Below are 25026 nucleotides of genomic sequence, written 5' to 3' on the forward strand. Positions count from 1 at the left end.
TAACTACGCTGCACACATAAAATGCATCATTGAGCATACTGCATGGACCGCGCACGAAAAGGGTCGCTCCTGTTACAAGATTTGGCCTCAATCCAGCCCGGGTATCCGTTTCGCGGGAAGCTCCCGTTGCAGGAACGCGGAAACACCTTCGTCGTCCAGTATCGGCACCTTGTTGTGGGCCAGCCGCTGACAGACAAGCTGGGCACAACTTTGGATCGTGTTACCCTGCCCGGCCGAAAACGGCCGGATTATCTCTGGCCAGGCGACATCATTTTTATGGCCAAAGGCACTCGGAATGACGCTGCCCTGGTCGCTGAATTGCCCCACAACACCGTCTGCACCCCAAATTTCTACCACATCCGGCTCAAGCCTGATGCCTACAACCTGATGCCGGAATTCCTGGCGTGGCAGCTAAACCACGTGGATGCCCAGCGATACTTTGCTGCGTGCTCCCAGGGCTCCGTGGCGCCGAGTATCACCAAATCCCAGTTGGGCAGCCTCCCCATCATGGTGCCATCTATTGAGCGGCAAAAGCGGATGGTAAAACTAGCCGATGCCGCCACCCGTGAAATAGAGCTTTACCAAAAACTAATCGATAACCGGCAACGCATGGTTGATGCTGTCGGCCAACAATTACTTCGTCCTGATACGACCACAGAGAACTGATATGAGTAACGATGCCATCAAGCAGGATCAAATCAACAAAGCGGTATGGAACGCCTGCGATACCTTCCGGGGCACCGTAGATCCCAGTATCTACAAGGACTACGTGCTCACAATGCTGTTCGTGAAATACCTGTCGGACGTCTGGCAGGACCATTACGACACCTACAAAAAACAGTATGGCGACACTCCGGAACTGATCCAGGAATTGATGAAGAACGAGCGTTTCGTCCTCCCTCAGAGTGCTGGCTTCTATTCCCTGCATGAGCATCGACATGAACCGGGCAATGGCGAGCGCATCGATAAAGCTCTCCATGCCATCGAAGAGGCCAACATTGTCAAGCTGGCCGACGTATTCCAGGACATCAGCTTCAACTCCAACAAGCTGGGAGATGAGAAGCACAAACAGGATATTCTCCGGCATCTGCTTGAAGACTTCGCCCGGCCAGAGCTCAACCTGCGCCCCAGCCGAATCGGGAAGCTGGATGTCATAGGCAACGCCTACGAATACCTGATCAAGAACTTTGCGGCCACCTCCGGCAAAAAGGCCGGTGAGTTCTATACCCCGCCGGAAGTCTCAGAGCTGATGGCGGAAATCGTCGAACCGAAGGAAGGCGACGAGATATGCGACCCGGCCTGCGGTTCCGCCTCCCTTTTGCTGAAATGCGCCAACCAGATCCGCAAGGGCAACGACGGCTCCAAGAACTTCGCCCTGTTCGGTCAGGAGGCCATCGGCAGCACCTGGGCCCTGGCCAAAATGAACATGTTTCTGCACGGGATTGACAACCACAAGCTGGAATGGGGCGACACCATCCGTAACCCTAAGCTGCTCGATGAGAACGGCGGCCTGAAGCACTTCGACATCGTAGTAGCCAACCCGCCCTTCTCTTTGGAGAAGTGGGGGGTTGAGGGTGCCGAGAGTGATCCCTATGGCCGGTTCCGTCGGGGCTTACCGCCCAAGACCAAGGGTGACTACGCCTTCATCCTGCACATGATCGAAACGATGAAGCCGAAGACCGGCCGTATGGCGGTGGTCGTACCCCACGGCGTTTTGTTCCGGGGCTCCAGCGAAGGCAAGATTCGGCAGAAGCTGATCGAGGAGAACCTTCTGGATGCCGTCATCGGCCTGCCCGAGAAACTGTTCTACGGCACCGGCATCCCGGCAGCGGTACTGGCGTTCCGTAAGGACAAGACGGACAACAACGTGCTGTTCATCGACGCCAGCCGCGAGTTCAAGGCCGGTAAGAACCAGAACCAGTTGTCCGATGAGAACATCTCCAAGGTGGTCGACACCTACAAGCAGCGCGAGAACCTCGAAAAGTACGCCTATCTGGCCACTCTGGAGGAGATCCAGGAGAACGACTTCAATCTCAACATCCCCCGCTACGTGGACACCTTCGAGGAAGAGGAAGAGATCGACCTAATGGCCGTGCAAGCAGAGCGGAAGGACATTGAGGCCGAGATTGCAAAGCTGAACGAGCAGATGGATGGGTATCTGAGGGAGTTGGGTTATGGTGCCTGAGGGATGGAGCACGACAAAGCTCAAGACTCTTCTTGAAGGGGCAGTCAAAAATGGATACTCACCAATAGCGTGTGAGGAGGAAACAGGGTATTGGGTTCTAGGCCTTGGAGCATTAGGGGATGACCGCTTTAACCCCAAAGAAATAAAACCTGTTGAGCCCACAGAAAAAGTAAGAGGGGCCCTACTGTATTCAGGGGATTTTTTGGTGAGCAGGTCGAACACGCCAGATAAGGTCGGCCGATCGATTATGTATAAGGGGGAAGTCCCTCAGTGCTCTTACCCGGACTTGATGATGCGGTTTCGGATTAATCCAGCGTATGCCAACCCTGATTTTATTGAGCATAAGCTGAAGAGCTCTGACATTCGTCGATATTTCAAAAATAGCGCAGCTGGAAGCAGCGCCTCAATGGTGAAAATAAACAAAGGAGTTCTGGAAAATACTCCGATTTACCTCCCCCCCCTCCCCGAACAAAAAAAGATCGCCCAGATCCTTTCCACCTGGGATCAGGCCATCACTGCCACCGAGCGCCTGCTTGAGAGCAGCCAGCAGCGGAAGAAAGGGTTGATGCAGCAATTGCTGACCGGGAAGAAAAGGTTGCCGGGGTTTGAGGGGGAGTGGAGCGTTAGATGCCTCGGTGACCTCTTTGCTGAACGTAACGAGAGTGGCACTGACAACTCACCCCTGCTTTCCATTACCTCAAACGAAGGCGTTATCTATCAGGATGAAAGTGGGCGAAAGGATACCTCGAATGCCGATAAATCCAAGTACAAACGTATCTGCCCAGGTGATATTGGCTACAACACCATGCGAATGTGGCAAGGCAGGTCAAGCCTTTCGGACAAGGATGGCGTTGTCAGCCCTGCCTATACCATACTTGCACCAATCAAAGAGGCGGACTCTTTGTTCTTTTCTTACTTATTTAAGCTGCCGGCCATGGTCCACGTTTTCTATCGCCGCTCACAGGGGCTTGTTTCGGATACATGGAATCTCAAGTACACCCATTTCAAGAAGATAGAATGGATGGTTCCTCCAAAAACAGAGCAGGCGGCGATAGGAAAGACACTGCTAATCTCAGACTTTGAAATTAGTGCTCTCAAGGTCAAACTTGATTGTCTCAAACAAGAAAAGAAAGCCCTGATGCAAGAGCTCCTGACTGGCAAGCGTCGGGTGAACGCAGAAACGGAGGCTGCATGAGCAAGCTAGAAAACAAAATCGAGGCCCGTCATCGCAACCTTTTTGATGTGCTGAACGAACAAAAGTATACCGTCGATTATTTTCAGCGGGAGTACAGCTGGGGTGAGAAACACATCGAAGTTCTGGTGACAGACCTAACATCAGCTTTTCTTAGCGAGTACACCCCTGGCGACAAACGCGAACAGGGGGAGCTGTACAATAACTACTACCTTGGCCCCTTCGTTGTCAGCAGCAAAGACGGCAAACGCAGCATTATCGACGGCCAGCAGCGTTTAACCTCGTTAACGCTGTTTTTGATCTACCTGAACAACCTCCAGAAGGAGCTCCCGTTTAATGAGAAGATCGAGCCTATGATCTTCTCGGAGCTACGTGGCAGCAAGTCCTTCAACATTACGGTTGAGGAGCGTATTCCGTGTCTGGAGAGATTGTTCAATAACGGTGAGTACGCCCCAGACGACACCGACGATGAATCGACTCGCAATATGGCTGAGCGGTATCAGGACATCGAGAGGGCGTTCCCCGATGAACTGAAAAACGATGCTTTTCCATTCTTTGTAGATTGGCTCAGGTACAACGTGATCATGGTCGAGATCATCGCCTACTCCGATGAAAACGCCTATACCATCTTTGAGACGATGAATGACCGTGGCCTGAACCTGACCCCCTCTGAAATGCTGAAGGGCTATATCCTGTCGCGGTTCGAAAGCACCGAGAAGCGCAAGAAAGCCAACAATTTCTGGAAACAGGCCATGCTTGAGCTCAAATCCTATGACAAGGATGAGGATCAACGCTTTTTCCAGTCGTGGTTAAGAGCGCGTTATGCTGAAAGCATTCGTCCTGGTAAGGCCGGTTCCAAAAACGAGGACTTCGAGAAAATCGGCACCCGTTTTCACAGTTGGGTGCGCGACAACCTTTCTAAAATTGGTCTGGATGCAACCGACGGTAACTCTTTCGAGCGGTTCGTTCAGGATGACTTCCGCTTTTACTACAAGACCTACATTCGCATTTTGGACGCAGAATATGACCTTGTTCCTGGGTTGGAGCATGTGTTCTATATCTCTCGGTGGGGCATTGCCCCAACACTGAGCTTTCCACTGATGCTTGCTGCGCTTAGCCCACAAGACAGTGATGAAACCGTTGTTCAAAAAATTGATACAGTGGCCGCCTACATTGAGGCTTTCGTGGTTCGCCGTTCAGTCAATTTCCGCAATTTTTCAGCCAGCTCAATCCGCTACACCATGTACAGCCTGGTAAAAGAAATTCGAGGCCAGGATTTGCCCGGTCTGAGAGCATTACTGGGGCAAAAGTTACAGGACATGAGCGAGTCGTTTTCCAACATGGAGAATTTCCGTTGGCACGGCCAGAACCGACGTTTTGTGAAGTTCTTGCTAGCCCGCATGACCGCATGGTGTGAGCAACAGGCAGGCATGAGTAGCAGCTTCGTGACCTACTATGAGCCAGTTAGCGGCAAGCCTTTTGAAGTTGAGCACATATGGGCGGATAAGTTTGCCCGCCATCAAGACGAGTTTGAGCAAGAGCACGAGTTCCAGAACTACCGTAACCGACTCGGTGGTCTTGTTCTTTTGCCCCGAGGGACTAATCAATCGTATGGCGACCAGCCATATGAGAATAAAAAGGCGCACTACATCAAGGAAAACCTCTTGGTGAAATCACTTTGCCCACTTGCCTACGACAACAACCCTAATTTTCTCAAACTGAGAAAGGTGTTGAACCTGCCTTTTAAGCCGCACGACACATTCAAAAAAGCAGACATTGAAGCGCGGCAGGAGCTGTACCGAATGATCTGTGAGCGTATCTGGCCCGAGAGCTTGGTCGATATGGAGCCAGTATGAACACCACCCCTCAAGGGAATGAGCAGCATTCCAGCCACATTCCGGCCCTGGCGACCCTGATCAACCTGGGCTGGACATTTTTGCCGGCGACAGAGTGCATGGCGCTGCGAGGCAGCCAGCGGGAAGTAGTGATGAAGCCGGTGCTGGAGCGGGTTTTGAGTCAGCGGAAGTTCGAATTTAAGGGGCAGAGGTACCCATTGTCCGAGCAGGCCGTAGATCAGGTGATCCGAGAGGTTACGACACCCTCCATGGCCCAGGGCCTGATGGACGCCAATCAGTCCGTGTACGACATGCTGACCCTTGGCATAACCGTGACCGAGTTTATCGGCGGCAAGAAGGCCCAGCCCACGATCCACCTGATCGACTGGCAAAACCTGGACAACAATGAGTTTCATGTCACGGAAGAGATGGACGTTCTGTCCACCCAGGGTACCCAAACGCGCCGGCCAGATGTGGTCGCATTCGTTAATGGCATTCCCCTGGCGGTGATCGAGGCCAAGAAGGCGGCCTCCGGCAATCCCAACAAGAACATGGTTGAGGAAGGCGTCAGTCAGCACCTCCGCAACCAGAAAAATGATGAAGTCCCCTACCTCTATGCCTTTGCCCAACTGCTGTTCGCGATCAGTCGCAACGACGGCCGGTACGGTACCACCCACACTCCCCTCAAGTTCTGGTCGAAGTGGACGGACGAGGAGTTCGATGACCGGCATGTTCAGGGCATCAAGAACCGGCCTTTGTCCGCGTCGGACAAGAACGCCCTGTTCCAGAATAAACCCCCGAAGATCCGGGCCTACTTCGAGCAGCTCTGGTCACAGTCCGTCATGCCTACGGAACAGGATCGGCTACTGGTAGGCCTGCTCGATCGGTACCGGTTTCTGGAGTTTCTCCGGTTTTTCATTCTTTTCGATCGCAAGGTCGGGAAAATCGCAGCCCGGTACCCACAGGCCTTCGGCATCAAGGCCCTACTGGAACGCATCTCGGCCTTCAAACCCACGGGCGAGCGCAAGGGCGGCGTGCTCTGGCACACCACCGGTTCCGGCAAGTCGTTCACCATGGTTTATTTGTGCCGGGCCCTTCTGCTCAGCGACGCCCTGAAAAACTGCCGGATTATCGTAGTCACCGATCGCGTGGATCTGGAAAAACAGCTCTCCAAGACGTTCCTGACCGGCGGAGCTTTTGGTACTGAGATCTCGGGCAAGAAAAGCGGCGATTCTCTCGCGAAAACCCGCTCCGGAAAGGATCTGGCCAAGCGCATCGGCCAGGGTAACGAACGGATCATTTTTACCATCATCAACAAGTTCGCATCGGCCGCAAAACAGCCAGAGTGCTACAACCCGTCTGAAAACATCATAGTGATCGTCGACGAAGGGCACCGGAGCCAGGGCGGCGAGAACCATCAACGGATGCGCCAGGCCCTGCCCAAAGCCTCGTTCATCGCATTTACCGGCACGCCATTGCTCAAAGAAGAGAAAAGCGAAACCGCGGAGCGATTCGGCGCCATTATTCACGCCTACACTATGAAGCGCGCGGTCGATGACGGCACCATCACTCCCCTGCTCTATGAGGAGCGAAAGCCGCTGCTGGACGTGAACCAGAAGGCGGTTGATACCTGGTTCGAGAAAGTCACCGCAGCGCTTTCAGACAACCAGAAATCTGATTTGAAGCGCAAATACACACAGCAGGGCCAGATCTACACGGCCCAGGATCGCATCAAGCTCAACGCGTTCGATATCAGCGTGCACTTCAGCGAGAACTTTAAGAAAGCGCACCTGGAGTTGAAAGGTCAGCTCGCGACAGACAGCAAATTGAGCGCCATCCGGTACAAACAACATCTCGACAGCCTGGGCCTGGTCACCAGCGCTATCGTGATCTCGCCGCCAGATACCCGGGAAGGCCATACCGATGTGGACGAGACCAATCTGCCCCTGGTGCAGGATTGGTGGAAGAAGAATGTGCCAGGAAATCCTCAGGACTACGAGAGGGCGGTTATCGAGGATTTTGGCACCGATGGGCCGCCTGACATCCTGATCGTCGTGGACAAGCTCCTGACCGGGTTTGATGAGCCCCGAAATACGGTGCTCTACATCGACAAGCAGCTTAAAGGCCACAACCTCATCCAGGCCATCGCCAGGGTGAACCGCCTGCACCCTCAGAAGCCATTCGGTTACTTGATCGACTACCGTGGCATTCTCAAAGAGCTGGATACCGCCATCCGCGACTATCAGAACTTCGAGGACCAGACCCAGGGTGGCTTTGCCATCGAGGATATCGAAGGCCTATACGCCAATGTCGATACCGAGTACAAGAAACTGCCTGCGTTGCGCGAAAAGCTGTGGAGCTTTTTCACCTACATCGACAACAAGCTCGATCAGGAGCAATACCGGCAAGTCTTCATGCCGAAGTACGAAACAGACCCTGACGGAATGGAGGTTGATGTTCGGCAGGCACTGCGCGAGGACTTCTATGAGGCAGTGACTGAATTCGGCATGTGCCTGAAGACCGCCCTATCAAGTCAGAGCTTCTTTGACGACAAGGCCTTCACAGAGGCGGATATCCGGCGCTACAAGCAGGATCTGAAATGGTTCTCGGAGTTACGGAAAACGGTTCGGCTGGATGCACAGGAGACCGTAGATTACTCGGCCTATGAAGGGCAAATCCGCGACTTGATCGATCGCTATGTGACCGGTATCGACGTCAAAAAAAGCGATGAGCCGGTGGTCATCGAGTCCATCGGCGAGACCAATCCCGATTATTGGTCCGATGACAAAGCCCGCAATGAAACCGACAAAATCAAAACGCGCACGAAAAAGACCATTGAGGAGCGCCTAGGCGACGACCCTTACGCCCAGAAAGTCTTCTCTGCCCTGCTGAAGGAGGCCATCGAGAAAGCGGAGGCCATGTTTGACTATAAAGCCCAGTTCCGTATGTTCAGCGACCTGGAGAAGATGGTGGAAGAGCGCGATGTCCCGGATCTTCCCGTCAGAGCCTTTGATGGAAACAAACATGCTCAGGCCTATTACGGCGCCTTTAGGCTAGTATTGGCTAAGGAATTCGATACGCTGGAAGCGGAAAAAGGTGACCAGTTGATCGAGGAGGCGTTCGAGATCGACAAGGTCGTGAATCGTGCCGTAGCCGAAAACTCCCTGAACCCGGTCGGTATCGAACAAGACGTGCGCAAAAACCTCCTGCCCCGCCTGTTCTCCCTGGTGGGCCTCGACAAGGCCAAAGCAGTGCTCGATGAAGTGGTGCAGATTCTACGCAATGGAGTGGTCAAGTGACGACGACTGTTGAGTCAGTCCAACACGGGCAGCCAACGGAGCACCGCGCCCGCTACGGCGATCGGGAGTTTCGTTACCACCTCTGCTACCTGCCGACATATCAGCGGCGATCCATACGGGTCCACGTTCATCCAAATGGGAAAGTTCAGGTGGATGCCCCGGAGGACTCTCCCCTTTCCGAAATCAAAGCTGCCGTTCAGCGCCGGGCCCGCTGGATTCTGAAGCACCTAGATGACATCGAGCAGCGCCATCGTGCCGTGCTGCCGCGGCAGTGGGTCAGTGGAGAAAGCGTGCTGTATCTGGGGCGCCGTTACGTGCTCAAAACGATCCAGGACCCTGAGCAACGCAAAGTAACCTGCAAACTCATTGGTGGACAGTTGCGAGTGCGAGGCAAGGATCTCATCCCAGAACGCACACAGGCGGCCGTCCAGCAATGGTATCGGGATCGGGCCTCGGATGTGTTTCAGCGCAGGATAGATCTTTTGGTAGACGCCCTACCCTGGCTTAAAACGCCGCCTGAGTGGCGCATGGTAGCAATGCAGACGCAATGGGGAAGTTGTGCGGCCAGCGGCGCCGTTCTGCTGAACCCTCATCTGGTCAAAGCGCCGACCCGAGCTATTGATTACGTCTTGCTCCACGAGCTTTGCCACCTGGTAGAGCACAATCACAGCCCCCGGTTTTACAACTTGCTGGACCGGTTTATGCCGGATTGGCGTTCGGTTAAGGAGCGGCTGGATGGTCAGGCTGAAGTGATCCTTCATGGATTATGAAGCTGAAAACCATCGGGCCCTGACTCAATCTGGTCTTCGAATCTTACTTTTGCCACTGGCATGAATGGTCTACCTTCTGCCTTTACGTATTTGATGGAAGGAATAAATAAAAAAAATGGCTGTATTTAAATATTATAACGTTCAACTCTTGGCCGTTGATACTCAGAAATTCGGCGAGGTGGGATCAGAAGGCTACAAACAAGTTTTTAGTGATCTCCGAAGCCGAGTTATTGGCGCCAAGAGAGCGCGCGCAATTGAGAAAGTTGCAGGCAGATTACGGAACGATTTCCATTTTGCCCCTTTCGAGGTCAACGTCCTCGATGAGTTCGCCTACGGCGAGTTTCTCAAGTATGACCAAGTCGAAAAAGTTCAAAACCTTTACACGGGCAAGGATGAGTTTGAAGGCAACGAGGGCAGTACAAGCAAGCGATATGACTATCTCTTCGCCTTCGATTATGCCACCCACACGTTGGCGATTCAGCTATCCAAGGGCTTACCTAGCGCACAGCCCCTGATTGATGCTCTGATCGATATTCTCAGGCCTGTTGTTGACGATCTGCATCCTAACCATCAGTTACACATTCAGGAACTCACCTCCGCAGAATCGCTTTCAAAGGTTTTTGCTGCCCAAAAGTTCAAGAGGGTGGCGATCGAGGTAACTTTCTCGAATTCGGAAGAGTTAGAAGAAGAGCTTCTTCGCAATGCAGGCGTAACTGAAGAAGACCTTAAACAAAAAAGCGTTCATTCAGTGACTCATATTGAAAAGCCGGCGAGAAAGGGGGCAATGAATGGACTCTCCAACATGGCCAAGCCGCTGCTGGTCATCGCCGCGCAGTATGGAAATGCCGATGTGAGCTACGCGACTGACGACGGTGAGTGGGACCACTATCACATGCGTGATTATCCAGTCAAAGAAGAGCTAGTCCCAGCTAAAGAGGAAATTCACCGGAACTTCATGGCCCGCGTTTTCCATTCTATCCGCCTAGCGTGGAGTAAGACTGCCGTCGCCGACGATGTAAATCGCGAACTCCAGCAAACCGGAGTGAGGCCCGCAAACAATGATGACCAAAACAACGGTGGGGAGCTAATCTGAGCATGCCTAGATGGCTGAGAGGTATCCCGATCTTGGGTGTCTTTTTGAGATATCTCAATCTGTACGTTGGCAGAGGAGAGACGAAATATCTTGTGAAGATGGCCCCACTCGATTTATGGCTTGATCGGTTTGTAGTTCCGGTGGCGATCATTGCAGGGCTGACCTCAGTTGGTGGACTCTATCTCCATATGACCGGAGACCTGGATAGATTGGATAGTCATGGATTGGTTAGCAGTGTATTTCCGTCGCTTCTTGGTTTTGGTATTGGCGTCTTTGCGCTGATATTTGTACTTCCAGACGATTTAATGGGGGCTCTGGACAAGAGAAGAGCAAAATCCGGGCTGGGCTCCTCAATGATGATTTCCGATATGGCGTATCCCCTTGTTTACCTTGCGCTCGGGATTGTCGTCTCAGCCGTACTTGAGCTCTTGATTTCGTCGCCGGTAAAAGATTTTCTCCAGCTTTTCGTATTTCTCTATGGACTGACACTAGTCTCCGACCTTATCGGAGTCATCGCAGCCGCAGCACTTGCCGCTCGCTTTAAGAAAACGAAACGGCATGCTTCGTCTGATCGACAAAAGCTACTATCGAGAATTCGGAGAAAATAGCAGTCTCAGGTTGCTGAAAGGATTGTTAGTGACGGACCTAATCCAATCATTCCTGTGGGTGCCACCAAGCTAAGGAGCGTGTTGAAGCTGAACATTTAATCAGTCGTTTGAGGCGGGCTTCCCTTTCGGACTGCCGTTTCGGTCGAAGTTATATCCCCCTTCCGGGTGCCCTAGCCGTCTTCGCTTTTTCGGTAACCCGGCGTTGAATCGCCGCTTCTAAAGCGTTGTTCGGATGCCCCGGAGATTCGCAATCAGCAATAAATTCGTCGAAAGACTCACTATCCAGGGTGATGGTTTCGGCGGCCTCCTGAATTTTCATGGCTTTTTCCACCGCGGCTTGCTGAACAAACTCACAGAGCGACTCAAATCCTGCCAATGCAGCAGCTCGTCGAAGTAGTTGTTCATTTTCGGGGGACAGTTTCAACAACAGTTCAGTGTCTCGTTGGGTCACGAATATCCCTCCTCCCGTGTTGGTGTCTGCGTTAGCTACCATATCACGTCCAGCGGAGACTGAGATCAAAAGGGCCCCGGTATAAAGGGGAGAGATTTATGGTCGTAATTCCGGAGTCACAATGCGTGCTTGGCCACGTAATTGGCTATCGAAGACGAGCCGCCCAGCAGAATTCATGCTGGCAAAACCAAACTCTGTAGTTCTTGTTCGATTGCAGGACTACCGCCCAAAAGATTTCGCTCAGCCAAATCCCACTTCCAGTTACGGCATAGCTGTAGAATTCTCTCTCGATCGGCACTGGTCATGCTCAAGGAGCTGGTGCCAGTAACATTCTCGCCCATTTTCCAAAGCAAAAGTCGTTTTGATTGGGGCTTTATTGCTTCCGCTAACTGCACCGCGATTCGAAACCCGCTGAGGTCGGTGTCGCCCCAGTGGTATATAGGTGTACTCGGTGGCACCTCACTCGTCACAAATTGATAGGCCTTGATTCCGGAAGGACTTGGAAATCCACCCGTATAGACAATGAGCCCAGCTACTTTTCCGGCTCTATTGTTTGCGAGCTCGTGGAAAGTCGTTAGGTTTTCAACGCTCAACACATAGCTTGGTGAACCAACATACCCTCGTATAACACGTGGCTCATAGCCGACATACGGATAAGGAACTGGGGCGGTCGTGGTGCCCCCAGATTGATCTTTAAGTATGAGAGCTCCGACTCCTGCCACAAGAAACGGTATTGGGTACTTTTTCAAGCCTATGAAAGCAAGAACTGCTTCGGGGTGCCTGGCAATGGAGTCCCCTTCCGTAGTGGTAAGGAGATCGATGATGGGCACAAGTTTCTCGATGCGTTTGGAATCACCAAACAAACGAGCACTTACCCTGCGGACCGATTCATCCAAAAACGCTTCTCCTTGACGATCATCGATGACCTTCAAAGCATCAACTACATCGGCATAGCGGTCACTCGAAATTCCACGGGGGGATTTTCCAATTTTCCAACGATCAATTAGATGAGCGACTCGCTCATCATCGGCCCAGGGTATCAATTCAGCGAACGCTCGATTGATGACCTCTTGCGTAGATGTCCGGTTTAGATAAGCTGTAAGTTGTGCGAAGGATGACAGAACAAGTCGTTTTATTTGTCCATCAGAGCCAGCCCTACGGTCCCACTCGATCGCAATTGCCCCACTACGTTCCGCGTCTCTCAAGCAGGCGTGAAAGTCGGATTTGGCGCTCGCTGAGGGCAGCGTGAAGTACTTCGGAAAACTATTCTCAGACAGTGACAGCGATGGCTGCCTGTCACTGCCCTTCAGTGTTGCCCGATCACCTCGCCCCCATAGTTTTTCTAGAGCCTCATTAGCCAGGGTTGTGTTCATTCTCATACTCCAACATTCTCTGCTGAACGAGCTCGGGGTGCTCACTGGGCATGTCCGAGCGTAATAGCGCATGTCCCTGGTCGGTAATTGTCTCCCTATGGAAAAACAGGTTTGGCCCGAATCTCTCTAGCTCATAGATGGTGTCAGTGAAGCTGCTCAGTTTCGCGTTGTCCGCGCTTGGCGCGGCCATGATCATTTGCAATCCAAGCCCATCCATAAAGCGAGCGGCAGCGACAGCGTTTTGATCGTCCATTGCACCAAAAGCCTCATCCAATAACATGAGCGCCGCTCCACCTCCCCGGTTTGAAGAGTCGATGCGGTAGGCATGGGTCAGTGCAGCGGCAGCAATCACGTAGAACGGGGTCAAGTGTTCACCATTCGACCCGGTTCCCATTCGCTTGCTCAATCGACTAAATGGTTTCCCATCTTCAAGAATCTCGAGGTCGAAATTAAACAGCAACCGGAAGTCATCCAGCGGGGATTTCTGGGCCTGAACGTCTTTATCGTGGCTTTCGGACAAGAACTCCAGTATACGGCTGTTTAGTTCTGCGTTATCAGAGAATAGGTCTTCCGAAGCGCCTTCAGACGCGGAGTTCATTATGAACTGGTGGAGTTCCTTATATGGTTTGGCCACCTCGTACTTAAACCGATAACGCTCGTTGTTTGAGAACGGAGGGCAGGCATCAAGGATTTTATTGATAGCCTTCATATTGCCTTGCATGCGCTCAATGCCTTCGCGAAGTTTGAACGCAACATCCCTTTTGAAGGATTCCTCTGCAACTTCCTGCGCTGCTTGGGCCTCATCCAGAAAATCCTGAAGCTGAGCTTCAACCAGATGCGCTTTACTCAGCTCAATCCAGGCCAACGCCTTTCGCCAATCCGAACGCTCCTCAATAAGTTGAACGCCATATCGATCAATATAAGCTGCAAACTCTGTAGCAGCCGCTAAGTACCTGTTCTGGGCTCGCCTTTGGTGGTGTTCAGCTTTCTCAATGCAGGCTTGGACCCGCAGGTGATAAGGTCGCTCAATTCCGGTCTGGTCCTCATCTAAATCCTGACGAAGCTGGTCTGCCAGCAAGGGGTCGAAATCAGGGGAGGCACGTAGCTCCCGCTCCGCCGCCCTCGCATTTTCCTCGTCTTCAATAGCTCGATTCTTGGAGGTTTCGAGATTTTGTATTTCAGTGGTCAGTTGACCGAGGCGCTGATTAAGTTCGCCGGATTCTTTGCCGGTATCCTCTTTTACTTTTTTGAGTCGAGATTCCTCTGAATTTAGCGTATCGATTGTCGATGTATCGAGAAGCTCAATTGCTTGCTCTGTTTCAGAAATATTGGTGAGATGCTGCGCTACTCGCTCAACGAGCACCCCGAAGTCCTCGTTTTCGGCGCCACCCACCAATTTCAGGCTGTGTAGAACGCTTTCAAGGCGCTCAAGCGCACCGACTGCCTCAACTTTCTTCCTGCCAGCCTCATCAAGACGTCTTTGCAGGTATGCCTCGTCAACAGGGCCCGCAGTGCGGCCAAGTACAAGTTCACCCCTCAGGTCCAAGGATTCAGTAGACCCGCTTTTGCTCAACATACCGTCTTGAGTCAGAGCTTGCGGGTATCGCCTTAGCTCCTCCTCAGTGTCTACTTGCTTGATGTTGCCGAGCAACTGTCTGACGAAGGCCACAGCGACGGGGTCGTCTCCTACAACCAGGTTGCCGGCCAACGATTCGTTTACCGTTTCCCATTTTTTCACATCGAGATGTTCGGGCTGAACGATTTTAACTCCACTGATGCGCCTACCCGGTGCTCGAATAAGTCGAACAGCGTTGTCTACCTCCCCCGCAGGAACCAACAAAGCAAAACGATTCCGACCGAGATAGCTTTCAATAGCCGGCCGCCATTCCGGTTTCGAAACCTCAATCAGTTCACAGATTGGACGTGCATCTATTCCTGCGTTTTGAAGGGCAGCAAAGGCAATGCCGGGCCCTCCTTGTAGCTTGACGCCGCCACGCCTTTCGTTTGCAATACTGCCGGCTTCCGCCTCATATAATTCTGTCGCTTGCCGGGCCTGCTCGCGCGCTTCGCTCACAGCACGATTGAGCTCCTGATCTGTCTGATCGACGAATTCGGAAATCGCACGTTTAGTTGACTGAAGCTCTTCCAGTGACTGCGCTGATGGCTCCCTTCGATCAATAGCTTCCAGCCGTTCTATGAGCCTGTTTACTGACGCTCGATCACACCGGATGTGGGAACTGGATACAACGCCATCAAGGGCTGTTTTCATTCCGTTGATAGGTTTCTGAAGATCAACCAGCGAATATCCGAGAGCTTGCTGCCGCTCACCTAGGACCTTGCGGTTGCTTTCAAGCTGCTGCGCAACCGCACTCCCACTTTTAGCCTCGTATATGCTCTGGAGCTGTAGCTCTGTTTTTTCGATGAGTGAGTCAAGCTCGCCGAGTTTTGCCTTTACTGAGGTAAGATCACTGCGCCGCTTTTCTAATCGATCGTCGCAGGCGCTCTGACGCTCACACGCGCTTTCCACCTCGTAGGTTGATTGTAGAGCGGCATAGGTGGCAGAGCGTTTGTGCTCGCGCTGAACGACACCGTACTGTCGTTCAAGGCCGGACAGCCTTTCGATCTGGTCTTTAACTTCTTCGATGATGTCCTGAAGTCGCCGAAACTCCCTGATATGCGCCATTGCTCTATCTTTGTCGATTTTCTCCTGATCAACCAAGAAATCACGAACAAAGTCACTGACGTTCTCTACTTGATTAAGCAATAGCGATTTTTTAAAGGCTTTTTGATACTCGTGAGGGTCAATGCTGAAGCCCTTGGGCTGAAGGGCATGTAAAAGCGCCCGGATGTGTTTTTCCGGCTGATCTGTGATTTCTAAACCCTGCTCCCTGCCAGCATTGCGAGACAAGGTGCGTAATCGCGCTTCAAAGTCTTTCCACGGAAGAGGTTGTTTATCACCATTTGCACCGATTTCAGTGTGGTCATTCAAGCCAAGTGCCACACCGTTGGCAACATAGAGGCCTTTAACTCGGTGAGTCGTCTCTTGTATCGAGGCTGTCATTGCCACGCCAATAGAAATCGGTTCAGCAGTACGACTATCCCGAAAGACGAGAGTGATGTACGTATGTGCGGTATCACGTTTCCGGCGAATGATGCCGGATTCCTCATCACCATCCGGTTTGAACGCGCCAAGGCAATAAGACCGCAAATCACGATTACTGGCCTTGAATGCCTTGCGGGCATTAAAGGCCAGGTATCTCCGGTCAGCGCCGAGCATTGCTATCTGAATGGCGTCCAATAATGCTGTTTTTCCAGTTCCGTTAGCGCCTAATAGAGCAGCATGCCCTTTTATGGGTATCTCCTCGGCATCACAAACAAAGAACTGGACCAGGTTTATTTTCTCAAGGCGTTTCATCGTCTAACTCCGTGTCATCGTCGGATTCCTCGATTTCCAACTGGGCCCCAACGAATGCGCCTAGCCGATTGATTGCCGCCTCGTTAACCAAGTCAACAATCGCCGGTAGAACTGTGATGTCGAAAGGTTGTAATGATCCCTCTTGCACAGGCACGGCCTTGGCCATGCCGAAACGCTTCATCTTAGCCACAAGCTCCTTGATCTCACCCGCCCCTGAAGGTAGCTCCCGATGAGTGAGTTCTCGAAATGCGGTTTTCAGCTCTTCAATTTCGATAACCGCTTGCCCTTGTTCCAGTTCTCCCCTTGAAATACGCTCGTGATACATTTTTCTTAACACCAGGATCAGCAGGGTTTCCTGTAAGGAAAGGGGCTGTTTTCGCGTATCGCGAGGAATGGCGGCGCAATAGCGATAATCGTCGTTAATAACCAGTTCGAGTTTTGAGAGAGCGAGAGCTTCTCGGAAATCCCTGATGTGGCGCCTAATGACCTCATAACTGGTTCTTTGCCTCAGATCAGACTGATACAGCACCTGTTCTGTAACGATCTGATAGAGAGCATCAGCGAAATAGTCTTCTGCATTGTAGATTGGGTCTTCGCTGGCAATCTTTTCCCATGTCCTCGGCATCAGCGACTCCTTGCCTTTTGGATTTTGAATTGAGGCACCTCCAGGTACTCGTTTACGCAGACCTCACCTGTCAGCGAAAACTCGTAACCTTCGACATCTCGGAGTAGCGGTATTGATCGGTGGTAGGCGACTGGAATTCGTTCTCTCAGAAACGATGCTCGGGACAATTCCTGGAAAATAAGGAACTCGTTTACCGTCCTTATGGATAGGTCTTCAGAGCTGAGGGATTGCCCGGGTTCGCTTGGGCCGTTCTCCCGGAGGTAATTTCTTATAGCTTGCCGGGTTACTTGTCTCGCACGCTGCATTTCGCGCCTCAGATCCGATAATGCTTTTTGCTCTGGTGTCATGACGGCGGAACGAATTGGCGAAATGACTGGATCTTTGCGGACTTTTCTTGGCTCACGCAATTGCTCTTCAGAGAACAATGGGCCTGCCGCAAACGGCGTAAGTATGTATTTGTCACTGGCGGGATCAGAAATCAGTGTTTCGATTGTGTTTTCAATGGCTTGCTCGATGCGGTCTGGGGTGCGAAGTCGGTATTGAATAAAGGCTAATGCTTGCCTTGTTGCCCGCGTGACACTGTCGTCCAATCGATCTAGCAAAAGCTGAATCTGTTGAAACTTAAGCAGACGTCCAATATCGCGTTCGAAGTGTACTGCCGCATCATCGAGATCTGACAAGCTGAACAGCCGGCGATATTCCTCTAGCATCACCACTCTGGTCTCTGCATCATCTCGCAACCATGTGGCTATGCGAACAATATCGTGTCGATGGCGCAAAGGGTGATTATTGGTTCTGATCTCTTGATAATCCTGGATGTAGACGCTTGAGATGTACTCTTTGAAGAAGTGGGCTACGAAAGCGCCCGTTGTTTCATGTTGAACCAGCGCCTCCATGATCTCTCTAACCCGGATACTGGTGCCACCAAGGCTGGCAACCAGGTTTCGTGCTTCTTTCGCAGCTTCCGGTAGAACTCCGGCTTGCTCTTTAGGGGCACGTTCGATCGCTAGCAAGCTGTTATATATTAACTGGACCTTGCCGCCGACTCGTTTGGGTCCCTCTTCTGCAAATTGTTGTAATTGTTCTAAAAACTTTTGGACGACGGGCGGCATAACGATCATGGTTCTCACGCCGATTCGCTCCTCTCGAAGCCAGCCGGCATTCACCAGGCGTTCAAGGGCCATATTGGCGCGTACCGAAATTGGAGTATCAAGAGGCTGTCCATCTTCCGTGACCCAGTCATCGCAGTCCAATATGAATCGTTCGATTTCATAGGTGATCGTCCTTTGAACGTATCCATCTTCTGGAGTCAGCCCGGCGTCTGGGCCAAAAAATGATTCATGCAACCGAAGTAAAAGAGCCCAATAGCGTTCCCTGTTGGCAGAAGCGAGTGGGCGAAAGATGTCCTTCGGTAATCGATCAAACAGTCCAAGTTTGACGTTCAAATTTTCCTCCCCAAACGCCCATAATCAGCATACAAGGTTTCATCAAGTCATGTTATACTTTAATTTATCATATACTTTAATATAGAATCTATCTTATGGCAAAAGGAAACCAGATTTTTCATGAGCGCCTCGCAATTCTTGCGACCCTCCTCAAGTGGGAAGGAGAGCTAAAGAACAGTCGGATTCAGAAACTGCTTGGACTCACATCGGTTCGCGCAAGTAGGCTTATCGCTGAATTCAGAGAAACTTTCCCCGACAGACTCGAGCTGGATACGCAGAACAAGCGCTGGGTACCTCGACAACAGGTGGCAAGTCACGGGGTTCCGGACTTCGACAATTATCTTGAGCAGGTAAAGTTCAGGGAGGAGTCTGTCGGCGAATGGCTTGAGGATGCCAGGGCAACGTTTTTGACTCCGCATCCAGAAACGGTCGCGATTCTAAGGAAAGCATGTATAGAAGGCCTCGGGCTCGAAATTAATTATCGATCCATGAGGCACCCAGACGGCCAGGAACGGGTGATTTACCCTCACACGGTTGTCAGAATGAATCGACGCTGGCATGTGAGAAGTTGGTGTGGCCTTCGAGAAGACTATCGGGATTTCAACGTGGGCCGTATCCGTTCCATTAAAATTTCCACCGAAACCAGGCCCTCTTCTCTTCCTGAAGATTCAGAATGGGAAACAAAGATTGACCTAAGAGTTGGTGCTCACCGCCATCTGGATGAAGGTCAGGCTCGACTCGTCAGAGATGAATATTTCGAGGGCGCTGTTGCAAGGCGATTGAATGTTCGTGCAGCAATTGCGGGTTACGTTTTACAGGATCTCCAAGTTGCGACTCTGGCAGAGATCGAGACTCCTCCGCGATATCAGCTGGAACTTTTGAACGTTGATGAAGTAAATCGCCACCTTTTTCCCGAAATTAAGGGCGGCTCCAGCGATAAAATGTTATAGCGCAGACGGCGTTAGCCAGCCGTGTTACCCACTAATCCGTTCCATATTAATCTAATAGTGCTCTGGGCATTACTTTTGAGCCCAGTAAAGCAAGCAACCAATTTGCGAGGCCTGCCATGCCGGATCGAAGTAACGCCAATGATCCAATAATGTGTTACAAATACATACCCTTCGACTCGGGTAGCCTCTGCATCTTAACGGAGGGGACCTTGAAGTATACCAATCCACTCGAGTTTAATGATCCCTTCGATTGCCACCCGTTTTACAAAGACTCACTGGAAGAAATTCGGCGCGGAACGAGCCATGCTATCGAACGAGCACTCGGTACTCCGGTTACGCCAGCTGAGAGGAAGCTCTCTCCTGCTCAACGGAGTCAGTATAGGAACCGTGCCGCAAGAGCTCTCAAGGCAAAAATGCATTCCGGGGAGTGGAGATCGGGGGTGCTTCGAGATGTTGGTGTTGTGAGTTTGTCCTCCAACCCAGCTGACATCTTGATGTGGTCTCACTATGCCGATTTCCACAAGGGCTTCGTGGTTGGTTTCCGCATTGGAGTTGAGGGGTTAGTAGCAGAAGACCTGAAGAAGCATGGATTTCATCTCCTCCCTTATAAAGTCGAATACACCTCCAAAAGGCCCATGGTTAATCTCGGCAGTGATTCAAAGTCCGACCAAATGAAAAAGATTCTGCTTACGAAGTCCGAACATTGGAAGTATGAAGCAGAGCAGCGCGTTATAGACATCGATCGTGGGCCAGGAATTCATGCTTATGACCGTGACCGTACTCTAAACTGTGTGATTGCAGGGATGCGGATGAGTGACGGTGATTTCGAAGTACTGAAGCAGGCAGTAGCGGACTTAAATGAATTTCCCACCCTTGCACATGTGAAGCTTTACCGTGCGAAGGCATCACGAACCAATTTTGAGGTTGAGATCCCCGGCTTCCCGCATTGAAATTCTGTTGCTGAGAAAAGCCTCGAGGTCTAACGCAAAGCTCGCCGAAACATCGATCTTTTGTACTGATGCCGAAAAACAACCAGATGGCGTTCGTTCAGCGCTCACACTGATCCGTTGGTTCATGAAAAGTAGTCCAAACTCGGCTAGTGAACAATACGATGAACTCAATCGGCCAGAATGTCTTCCATCTAATTGATTTAACGTCATTTCATCGCTGGCATGTCAGCTTATGAAGCTCTACACCGCGCATAAGTTAAATTGATTATGTTGTGCCATGAACCAGAGACCAAAAAAAAGCCCGTGGCTTTTGGGCGCACGGGCTTTGTTGCGAGGCTGGCTCAGAAATTGAACTGAACACCCAGGCCTATACCGTCTACGGTAACGTCGCTGTCATCGTAGTAGCGCATATACTCGAGATTACCGGACAGATTCTGCGCCATCTCGAAGTTTACGCCGGCACCGTAAGAGAAATCTGACTCATCGTCTGAACGATTACCAACCTCAAGTTCAACTCGAGTGAAACCGAGAACTGCATATGGCGTAAACGGGCTTTCATTAACCATATTGAAGGTAGCGTAGCCGCCAAAGAAGTTGTCGAGCTTTACATCAACTCCGGCAATTTTATCGTCGTCTACACCAAAGCCGGCGCGAGCTTCCAGGCCAACATATTCATTTGCCATTACTCCAACTTTGCCCGACAGAGTTCCAACGTCTGCGTCAGCGAGTCGCCCGTCAATGTTTATAAAGGTGTAGTTCAGCCCTGCATACAGCGCTCCAACGCCAGACTTGTACATATCTGCGGCCGATGCTGTGCCTGCCGTAGCGATACCAGCGGTAGCAATAGATGCGATCAGCAAGTTTTTTCTAATAGTCATCAGCACTTCTCCTCAAAATAAACAGCGTTGTTTTCCATCTCCCTATAATCTGACCCATCAAATGTGTGATAGCCATAGATGAAATCCAAATTTACGGCGTTTTAACCTTCCGTTAACCTTGACTTCGGCCCTCTCTTTGCTTGCTGACGCTCGATACCCAACACTACTCCGGCAACGGAATAAACTCTTCCTCATCACCCGGCACCTTTGGAAACGTCTGAGCTTTCCACTGGGCCTTGGCTTGCTCAATGCGTTCGCGGCGGCTGGAAACAAAGTTCCATTCCATGTAACGCTTGCCCAGGTTCTCACCGCCAACAATCGCAATGCGGGCATCGCGTGTTGCAGTTAGTTCAAGCCCAGGTTTATCGGACAACACTGCCATGGCGAACTCGGGTATTGTCGTGTCTCCGGCGCGCAGTTCGCCTGCAGCGATGTAAACTGCACGCTCGTCTGCATCTGGCACTTTGATGCTTTGCCCGGCCTTCAGATGTGCTTCAACGTAAAGAGTGTCTGCAAACACTTTCACTGGCGACGTTTTACCGAAAGCGCTGCCCATAATGACTCGAATGGGCACCTCGTTTACATCAACCCGAGGGATGTCAGCGCTCGCATAATGATAAAAAGCCGGGTCGATCTCTTCATCTGCTTCAGGCAGCGCCAGCCATAGCTGGAGACCGTGCAGGCGATGTGTTATTGCCGTAATTTCTGGCCGCTCTCGCTCAGAATGGGTAATACCTTTGCCTGCAACCATTAGGTTAACGTCGCCTGGGCGAATGGGCTGAAGACTTCCCAGTGAATCCCGGTGCAGAATTTCACCTTCAAAAAGGTATGTAACGGTGGCCAGGTTGATATGGGGGTGTGGTCGCACGTTGATGCCGTCACCGGCGGCAAACTCCGCAGGTCCCATATGATCAAAGAATATCCAGGGACCAACCATACGTTTCTGAATAGTTGGGAGCACGCGTCTTACTGAAAAACCGCCCAAATCCCTGTCGCGAGGTTCAATCAATAGCTCAACCTCCTTACACCCGGCAGGTTCCGAACACTCCTGGTCGAAAGCTTCGTCCGGGCGTTTCGTAAGATTGCTCATTACTAATCTCCTGTAAAAATTAAAGTTGCCAAGTGTGGCCGCCCTCACCTGTGCATTTGGTTCTACTAACTCACGGACTGGGTTATTCCCAGCTGGCTATTAACTGCATCGCGAATCTCCCGGTATCGATCAGGCTGAGCGATCAAAGCGTCGAGATTATCCTCGGGAAAGATCCGTTTTTTCTTTGCTTGCACATCTTCTTTTGAAAAAACAGACGGTAACATCAGTTCCAGGCAACGCAAGATTACCTCCGGTGAAACCGATGCGCCCGGTGAGGCTCCCAGTAATGTACCGTAGGATTTATCCTTGGATACCAGAATTTCAGTGCCCATCTGCAAGTCGCGATCTTTAATGATTTGTACCCGCTGGCCAGCCTCAATAGCCTTCCAATCAAATCTCTTGCTTAGTCCGGGAGCAAAGTCTTCCAACTCTTCAAACAGGCTTTTTTCACCTTTAAAGGTTTCTGAAATCAGGTATCTGACTAAGTGGGAGTGTCGCATGGCGACGTTAAGCAAACTGGGAATGTCGTGCAGCCGGATTGAGGTAAGGTAGTCAAAAAATCCACGACCCTTCTCGAGCGCAGGTTTGAACGAGGCGAATGGTCCAAACAGCAAATAGTATTTGCCATCTACTGACCGTAAATCCAAGTGCGGAACAGACATGGGAGGCGCCCCAACCTTGGCTCTTCCGTAGGTTTTTGCCTTGTAATTCTGCGCCTGTTCTTCGCTGATTTCGGCCTGCAAAAATCTACCGCCAACAGGAAAGCCGGCATATCGATTCCGGGATGGTAAATGGCTTCTTTTCAGTAACGGGAACGCCCCACCGCCGGCGCCTACAAAAAGCACATCAGCCCGGTATTGAACAGTTCGCCCGTTTTTACTGGTGTTTATAACCCAGCGCCCGGTGGGGCTCCGGTGAGCCCGTGTAACATGAGTGCCGTACTCGACTTTAACGCCCAGATTTGCCACCGCATAGGCCGCCATTTGTTCTGTTAAAGAGCCAAAGTTAACGTCCGTGCCTGTCTCAATAACGGTGGCCGCCATTTTTTCATGGCGAGGGCGGCCGTCCATTGTCAGGGGAATCCAGCTTTTGATTTCGTCGAAGTCATCGGAGTAACGCATCTGCTCAAAAAAGTGGTGCGCGGACATTTCCTGGAACCGCAACTTCAATTCATCAATGGCTGACTCGGAAACAAGGGTGCAGTGCTTGGTCTGATTGATAAAGCTTGTAGGCTGATTGATGGCCCCCTTTTTAACCAGATAAGCCCAAAACTGCTTGGCTACGTTGAATTGGGCGTGGATTTTCAGGGCTTTTTCAACGGAAAGGACTTCGCCATCCACAGGCGTATAGTTTAGCTCGCAGTTTGCCTCGTGCCCGGTTCCCGCGTTGTTGAATGCCCACGAGTTACCAGCGCCAGCGCTGTCGAGCCTTTCCAGAATGGTTATGTCGAGATCGGGCGCCAGCTCCTTTGCCAGGGTGGCAAAGGTGGTACCCATAATCCCTGCGCCAATGATAATTATGTTCATGATGTCGATCCGCCAATTTCAATGTTTCTGATGTCAGTCAGTCGAGCTTTACTCATAACCCACTGCCCAACTGGCACGGCCAAGCTCTATTGCACGTTCAACGTCTGCCCCGGGAACCATAGGCAGCTCTCCCCTTTCTATTGAATCATAGTGAAAGACACACTGGCGTTATGCAAATTCGACAAACGGTGATAATGCCCTGCTCGGTTGGAGTGTCAACGCCATCAAGGCAGCGCAAAAGTTTGATCGCCGCTATATCGTGGTTGCCCCGGAATGGGCCGCAGATTTTTGTACCGCAAACAAGATACCTTTCATCCCCTGGGATTTTCTCCGTTTGAATGATCGATCCTTTGAGATTGCGCAAAGGTTAAAGGAGGAAGGCGTAGACGTTGCAATACCGCTATTTGAAGAAACCGTCGAGTGGTCCGGCGCGATCAACTCAGTGCTTCTCGATAGCCCGCGTATGTTTGGGCAGTCCATTCTTTTCCGGGATAAATCCTTGATGAAACGTCGCGCCCAGCTTGGCGGTATTCGTGTAGGGATCTTCGAAGAGGCCCATGAGAAAGACGACGTTGTTCGCTTTATGAAGCGAGTCAATCAGACATTGCTCAAGCTAGACGGCGACCCTGATGACCCGATTCACGTTAAAGCTTTCGACAAGGCGGGCTGCCTTGGCCACAGGATGATCCGAAAGATTGAAGAAATCGACTCCATTCCGGCCGAAGAATATCCCTTGCTTATGGAAAGTCACCTGGATGGCTGGGAGTTTGCCGTTGAGGCGTGGATTCACGATGGCAAAATAAAGTTCCTGAATATTTCCGAATACGTGACGCTAGGCTACTCGGTATTCGTGCCCGCGACCGAACAACTCGAGAGCTGGCGTAATGCGATCACCAAGCAAATCGAGCTACTCATCAAAACCTTCGAGATAAAGTTCGGGCTGATTCACCCCGAGTACTTTGTCACCGCAGATGGCGAAATGTATTTTGGTGAGGTTGCCTATCGCCCGCCCGGGTTCAAGGCTTTCGAGCTTATTGAGAGAGGTTACGCTGGCTGCTTCGGCGTGTACCCAAGGCGCCGCGTGGTTAGCAAGCTGGAAATGCCCAAAGAAACCATTGAGCCCCCCTACTTCGAGTCCCACGAACTGGTGGCTCCAACAGAAGAGACAGTTCCTGACCGGGCAGCCTTCGGGACTCACTGGGGACTGGTCTTCTTTTATGGGGTAAGCGGATTAAATGGTTGATCTTACCTTTGCATGAGAGTGAGACAGACCGGCATCTCATCGGATTATCTGGTTGATGCTTCACCTACTGCTGGTGCATGTTTCCTTCGCTAATTCCA

The 25026-nt window shown here is 51.5% G+C and carries 19 protein-coding genes; 11 read left to right on the forward strand and 8 right to left on the reverse strand.

Annotation, left to right across the window (positions count from 1 at the left end; translation table 11 throughout):
- Positions 1–126 precede the first annotated feature (126 nt).
- The 8 genes from FE848_RS17045 (at position 127) to FE848_RS17080 (ending at position 10982) form a co-directional block, all read left to right on the forward strand.
- On the forward strand, positions 127–666 hold the full coding sequence (locus FE848_RS17045) for a restriction endonuclease subunit S (RefSeq protein WP_200205057.1): 540 nt from the start codon (positions 127–129) through the stop codon (positions 664–666).
- 1 nt (position 667) lies between these two features.
- Positions 668–2185: a type I restriction-modification system subunit M gene (locus FE848_RS17050; protein WP_200205058.1), complete on the forward strand. Its 1518-nt coding sequence runs from the start codon at positions 668–670 to the stop codon at positions 2183–2185.
- Positions 2175–3380: a restriction endonuclease subunit S gene (locus FE848_RS17055; protein WP_200205059.1), complete on the forward strand. Its 1206-nt coding sequence runs from the start codon at positions 2175–2177 to the stop codon at positions 3378–3380. Before FE848_RS17050 ends, FE848_RS17055 begins: the two co-directional genes overlap by 11 nt.
- Positions 3377–5233 (forward strand): DUF262 domain-containing protein, encoded by a 1857-nt coding sequence (locus tag FE848_RS17060; RefSeq protein WP_200205060.1) that lies wholly within the window; start codon positions 3377–3379, stop codon positions 5231–5233. Before FE848_RS17055 ends, FE848_RS17060 begins: the two co-directional genes overlap by 4 nt.
- A complete protein-coding gene (locus tag FE848_RS17065) occupies positions 5230–8511 on the forward strand; it encodes a type I restriction endonuclease subunit R (RefSeq protein WP_200205061.1) in 3282 nt (1093 codons plus the stop codon). Before FE848_RS17060 ends, FE848_RS17065 begins: the two co-directional genes overlap by 4 nt.
- The gene (locus FE848_RS17070) at positions 8508–9281 is read left to right on the forward strand and encodes a M48 family metallopeptidase (RefSeq protein WP_200205062.1); all 774 of its coding nucleotides are present in this window, start codon (positions 8508–8510) and stop codon (positions 9279–9281) included. Before FE848_RS17065 ends, FE848_RS17070 begins: the two co-directional genes overlap by 4 nt.
- A gap of 115 nt (positions 9282–9396) precedes the next feature.
- Positions 9397–10374, forward strand: coding sequence for a DUF4747 family protein (locus FE848_RS17075; RefSeq protein ID WP_200205063.1), 978 nt, complete (start codon positions 9397–9399; stop codon positions 10372–10374).
- 2 nt (positions 10375–10376) lie between these two features.
- Complete coding sequence (locus tag FE848_RS17080) at positions 10377–10982, forward strand: hypothetical protein (protein ID WP_200205064.1); 606 nt, start codon at positions 10377–10379, stop codon at positions 10980–10982.
- A 148-nt stretch (positions 10983–11130) separates the two neighbouring features.
- On the opposite strand, the gene FE848_RS17085 is transcribed toward FE848_RS17080, so the two are convergent.
- From FE848_RS17085 to FE848_RS17105, 5 genes are all read right to left on the reverse strand, one after another.
- Positions 11131–11475 (reverse strand): DUF1778 domain-containing protein, encoded by a 345-nt coding sequence (locus FE848_RS17085; RefSeq protein WP_200205065.1) that lies wholly within the window; start codon positions 11473–11475, stop codon positions 11131–11133.
- Between the two features lie 131 nt (positions 11476–11606).
- Positions 11607–12806, reverse strand: coding sequence for a Wadjet anti-phage system protein JetD domain-containing protein (locus tag FE848_RS17090; RefSeq protein WP_200205066.1), 1200 nt, complete (start codon positions 12804–12806; stop codon positions 11607–11609).
- Positions 12787–16221, reverse strand: a complete 3435-nt coding sequence (locus FE848_RS17095; RefSeq protein ID WP_200205067.1) for an SbcC/MukB-like Walker B domain-containing protein — start codon at positions 16219–16221, stop codon at positions 12787–12789. Before FE848_RS17095 ends, FE848_RS17090 begins: the two co-directional genes overlap by 20 nt.
- Positions 16208–16846, reverse strand: a complete 639-nt coding sequence (locus FE848_RS17100) for a DUF4194 domain-containing protein (RefSeq protein WP_200205068.1) — start codon at positions 16844–16846, stop codon at positions 16208–16210. The genes FE848_RS17095 and FE848_RS17100 overlap by 14 nt, the downstream gene beginning before the upstream one ends.
- Positions 16846–18291, reverse strand: a complete 1446-nt coding sequence (locus FE848_RS17105; RefSeq protein WP_200205069.1) for a Wadjet anti-phage system protein JetA family protein — start codon at positions 18289–18291, stop codon at positions 16846–16848. The genes FE848_RS17100 and FE848_RS17105 overlap by 1 nt, the downstream gene beginning before the upstream one ends.
- A 95-nt stretch (positions 18292–18386) precedes the next feature.
- On the opposite strand from FE848_RS17105, the gene FE848_RS17110 reads away from it, so the two are divergent.
- Complete coding sequence (locus FE848_RS17110; protein ID WP_200205070.1) at positions 18387–19241, forward strand: WYL domain-containing protein; 855 nt, start codon at positions 18387–18389, stop codon at positions 19239–19241.
- 209 nt (positions 19242–19450) lie between these two features.
- Positions 19451–20191 carry a DUF2971 domain-containing protein gene (locus FE848_RS17115; RefSeq protein ID WP_200205071.1) on the forward strand — a complete coding sequence of 247 codons (741 nt, stop codon included), beginning with the start codon at positions 19451–19453 and terminating at the stop codon, positions 20189–20191.
- A gap of 341 nt (positions 20192–20532) precedes the next feature.
- Here FE848_RS17115 and FE848_RS17120 read toward each other — a convergent pair whose 3' ends face one another.
- From FE848_RS17120 to FE848_RS17130, 3 genes are all read right to left on the reverse strand, one after another.
- Complete coding sequence (locus tag FE848_RS17120) at positions 20533–21069, reverse strand: porin family protein (protein ID WP_200205072.1); 537 nt, start codon at positions 21067–21069, stop codon at positions 20533–20535.
- Positions 21070–21232: 163 nt separating this feature from the next.
- Positions 21233–22159, reverse strand: a complete 927-nt coding sequence (locus FE848_RS17125) for a pirin family protein (RefSeq protein ID WP_200205073.1) — start codon at positions 22157–22159, stop codon at positions 21233–21235.
- Positions 22160–22224: 65 nt separating this feature from the next.
- Positions 22225–23685 carry a malate:quinone oxidoreductase gene (locus FE848_RS17130; RefSeq protein ID WP_200205074.1) on the reverse strand — a complete coding sequence of 487 codons (1461 nt, stop codon included), beginning with the start codon at positions 23683–23685 and terminating at the stop codon, positions 22225–22227.
- Between the two features lie 199 nt (positions 23686–23884).
- Here FE848_RS17130 and FE848_RS17135 point away from each other — a divergent pair, with 199 nt between their 5' ends.
- Entirely contained in the window at positions 23885–24928 is a 1044-nt protein-coding gene (locus FE848_RS17135; RefSeq protein WP_200205075.1) for an ATP-grasp domain-containing protein, read from the forward strand.
- Positions 24929–25026 lie beyond the last annotated feature (98 nt).

This window comes from Marinobacter sp. 1-3A (genome assembly GCF_016597775.1).
Classification (GTDB): Bacteria; Pseudomonadota; Gammaproteobacteria; order Pseudomonadales; family Oleiphilaceae; genus Marinobacter; species Marinobacter xiaoshiensis.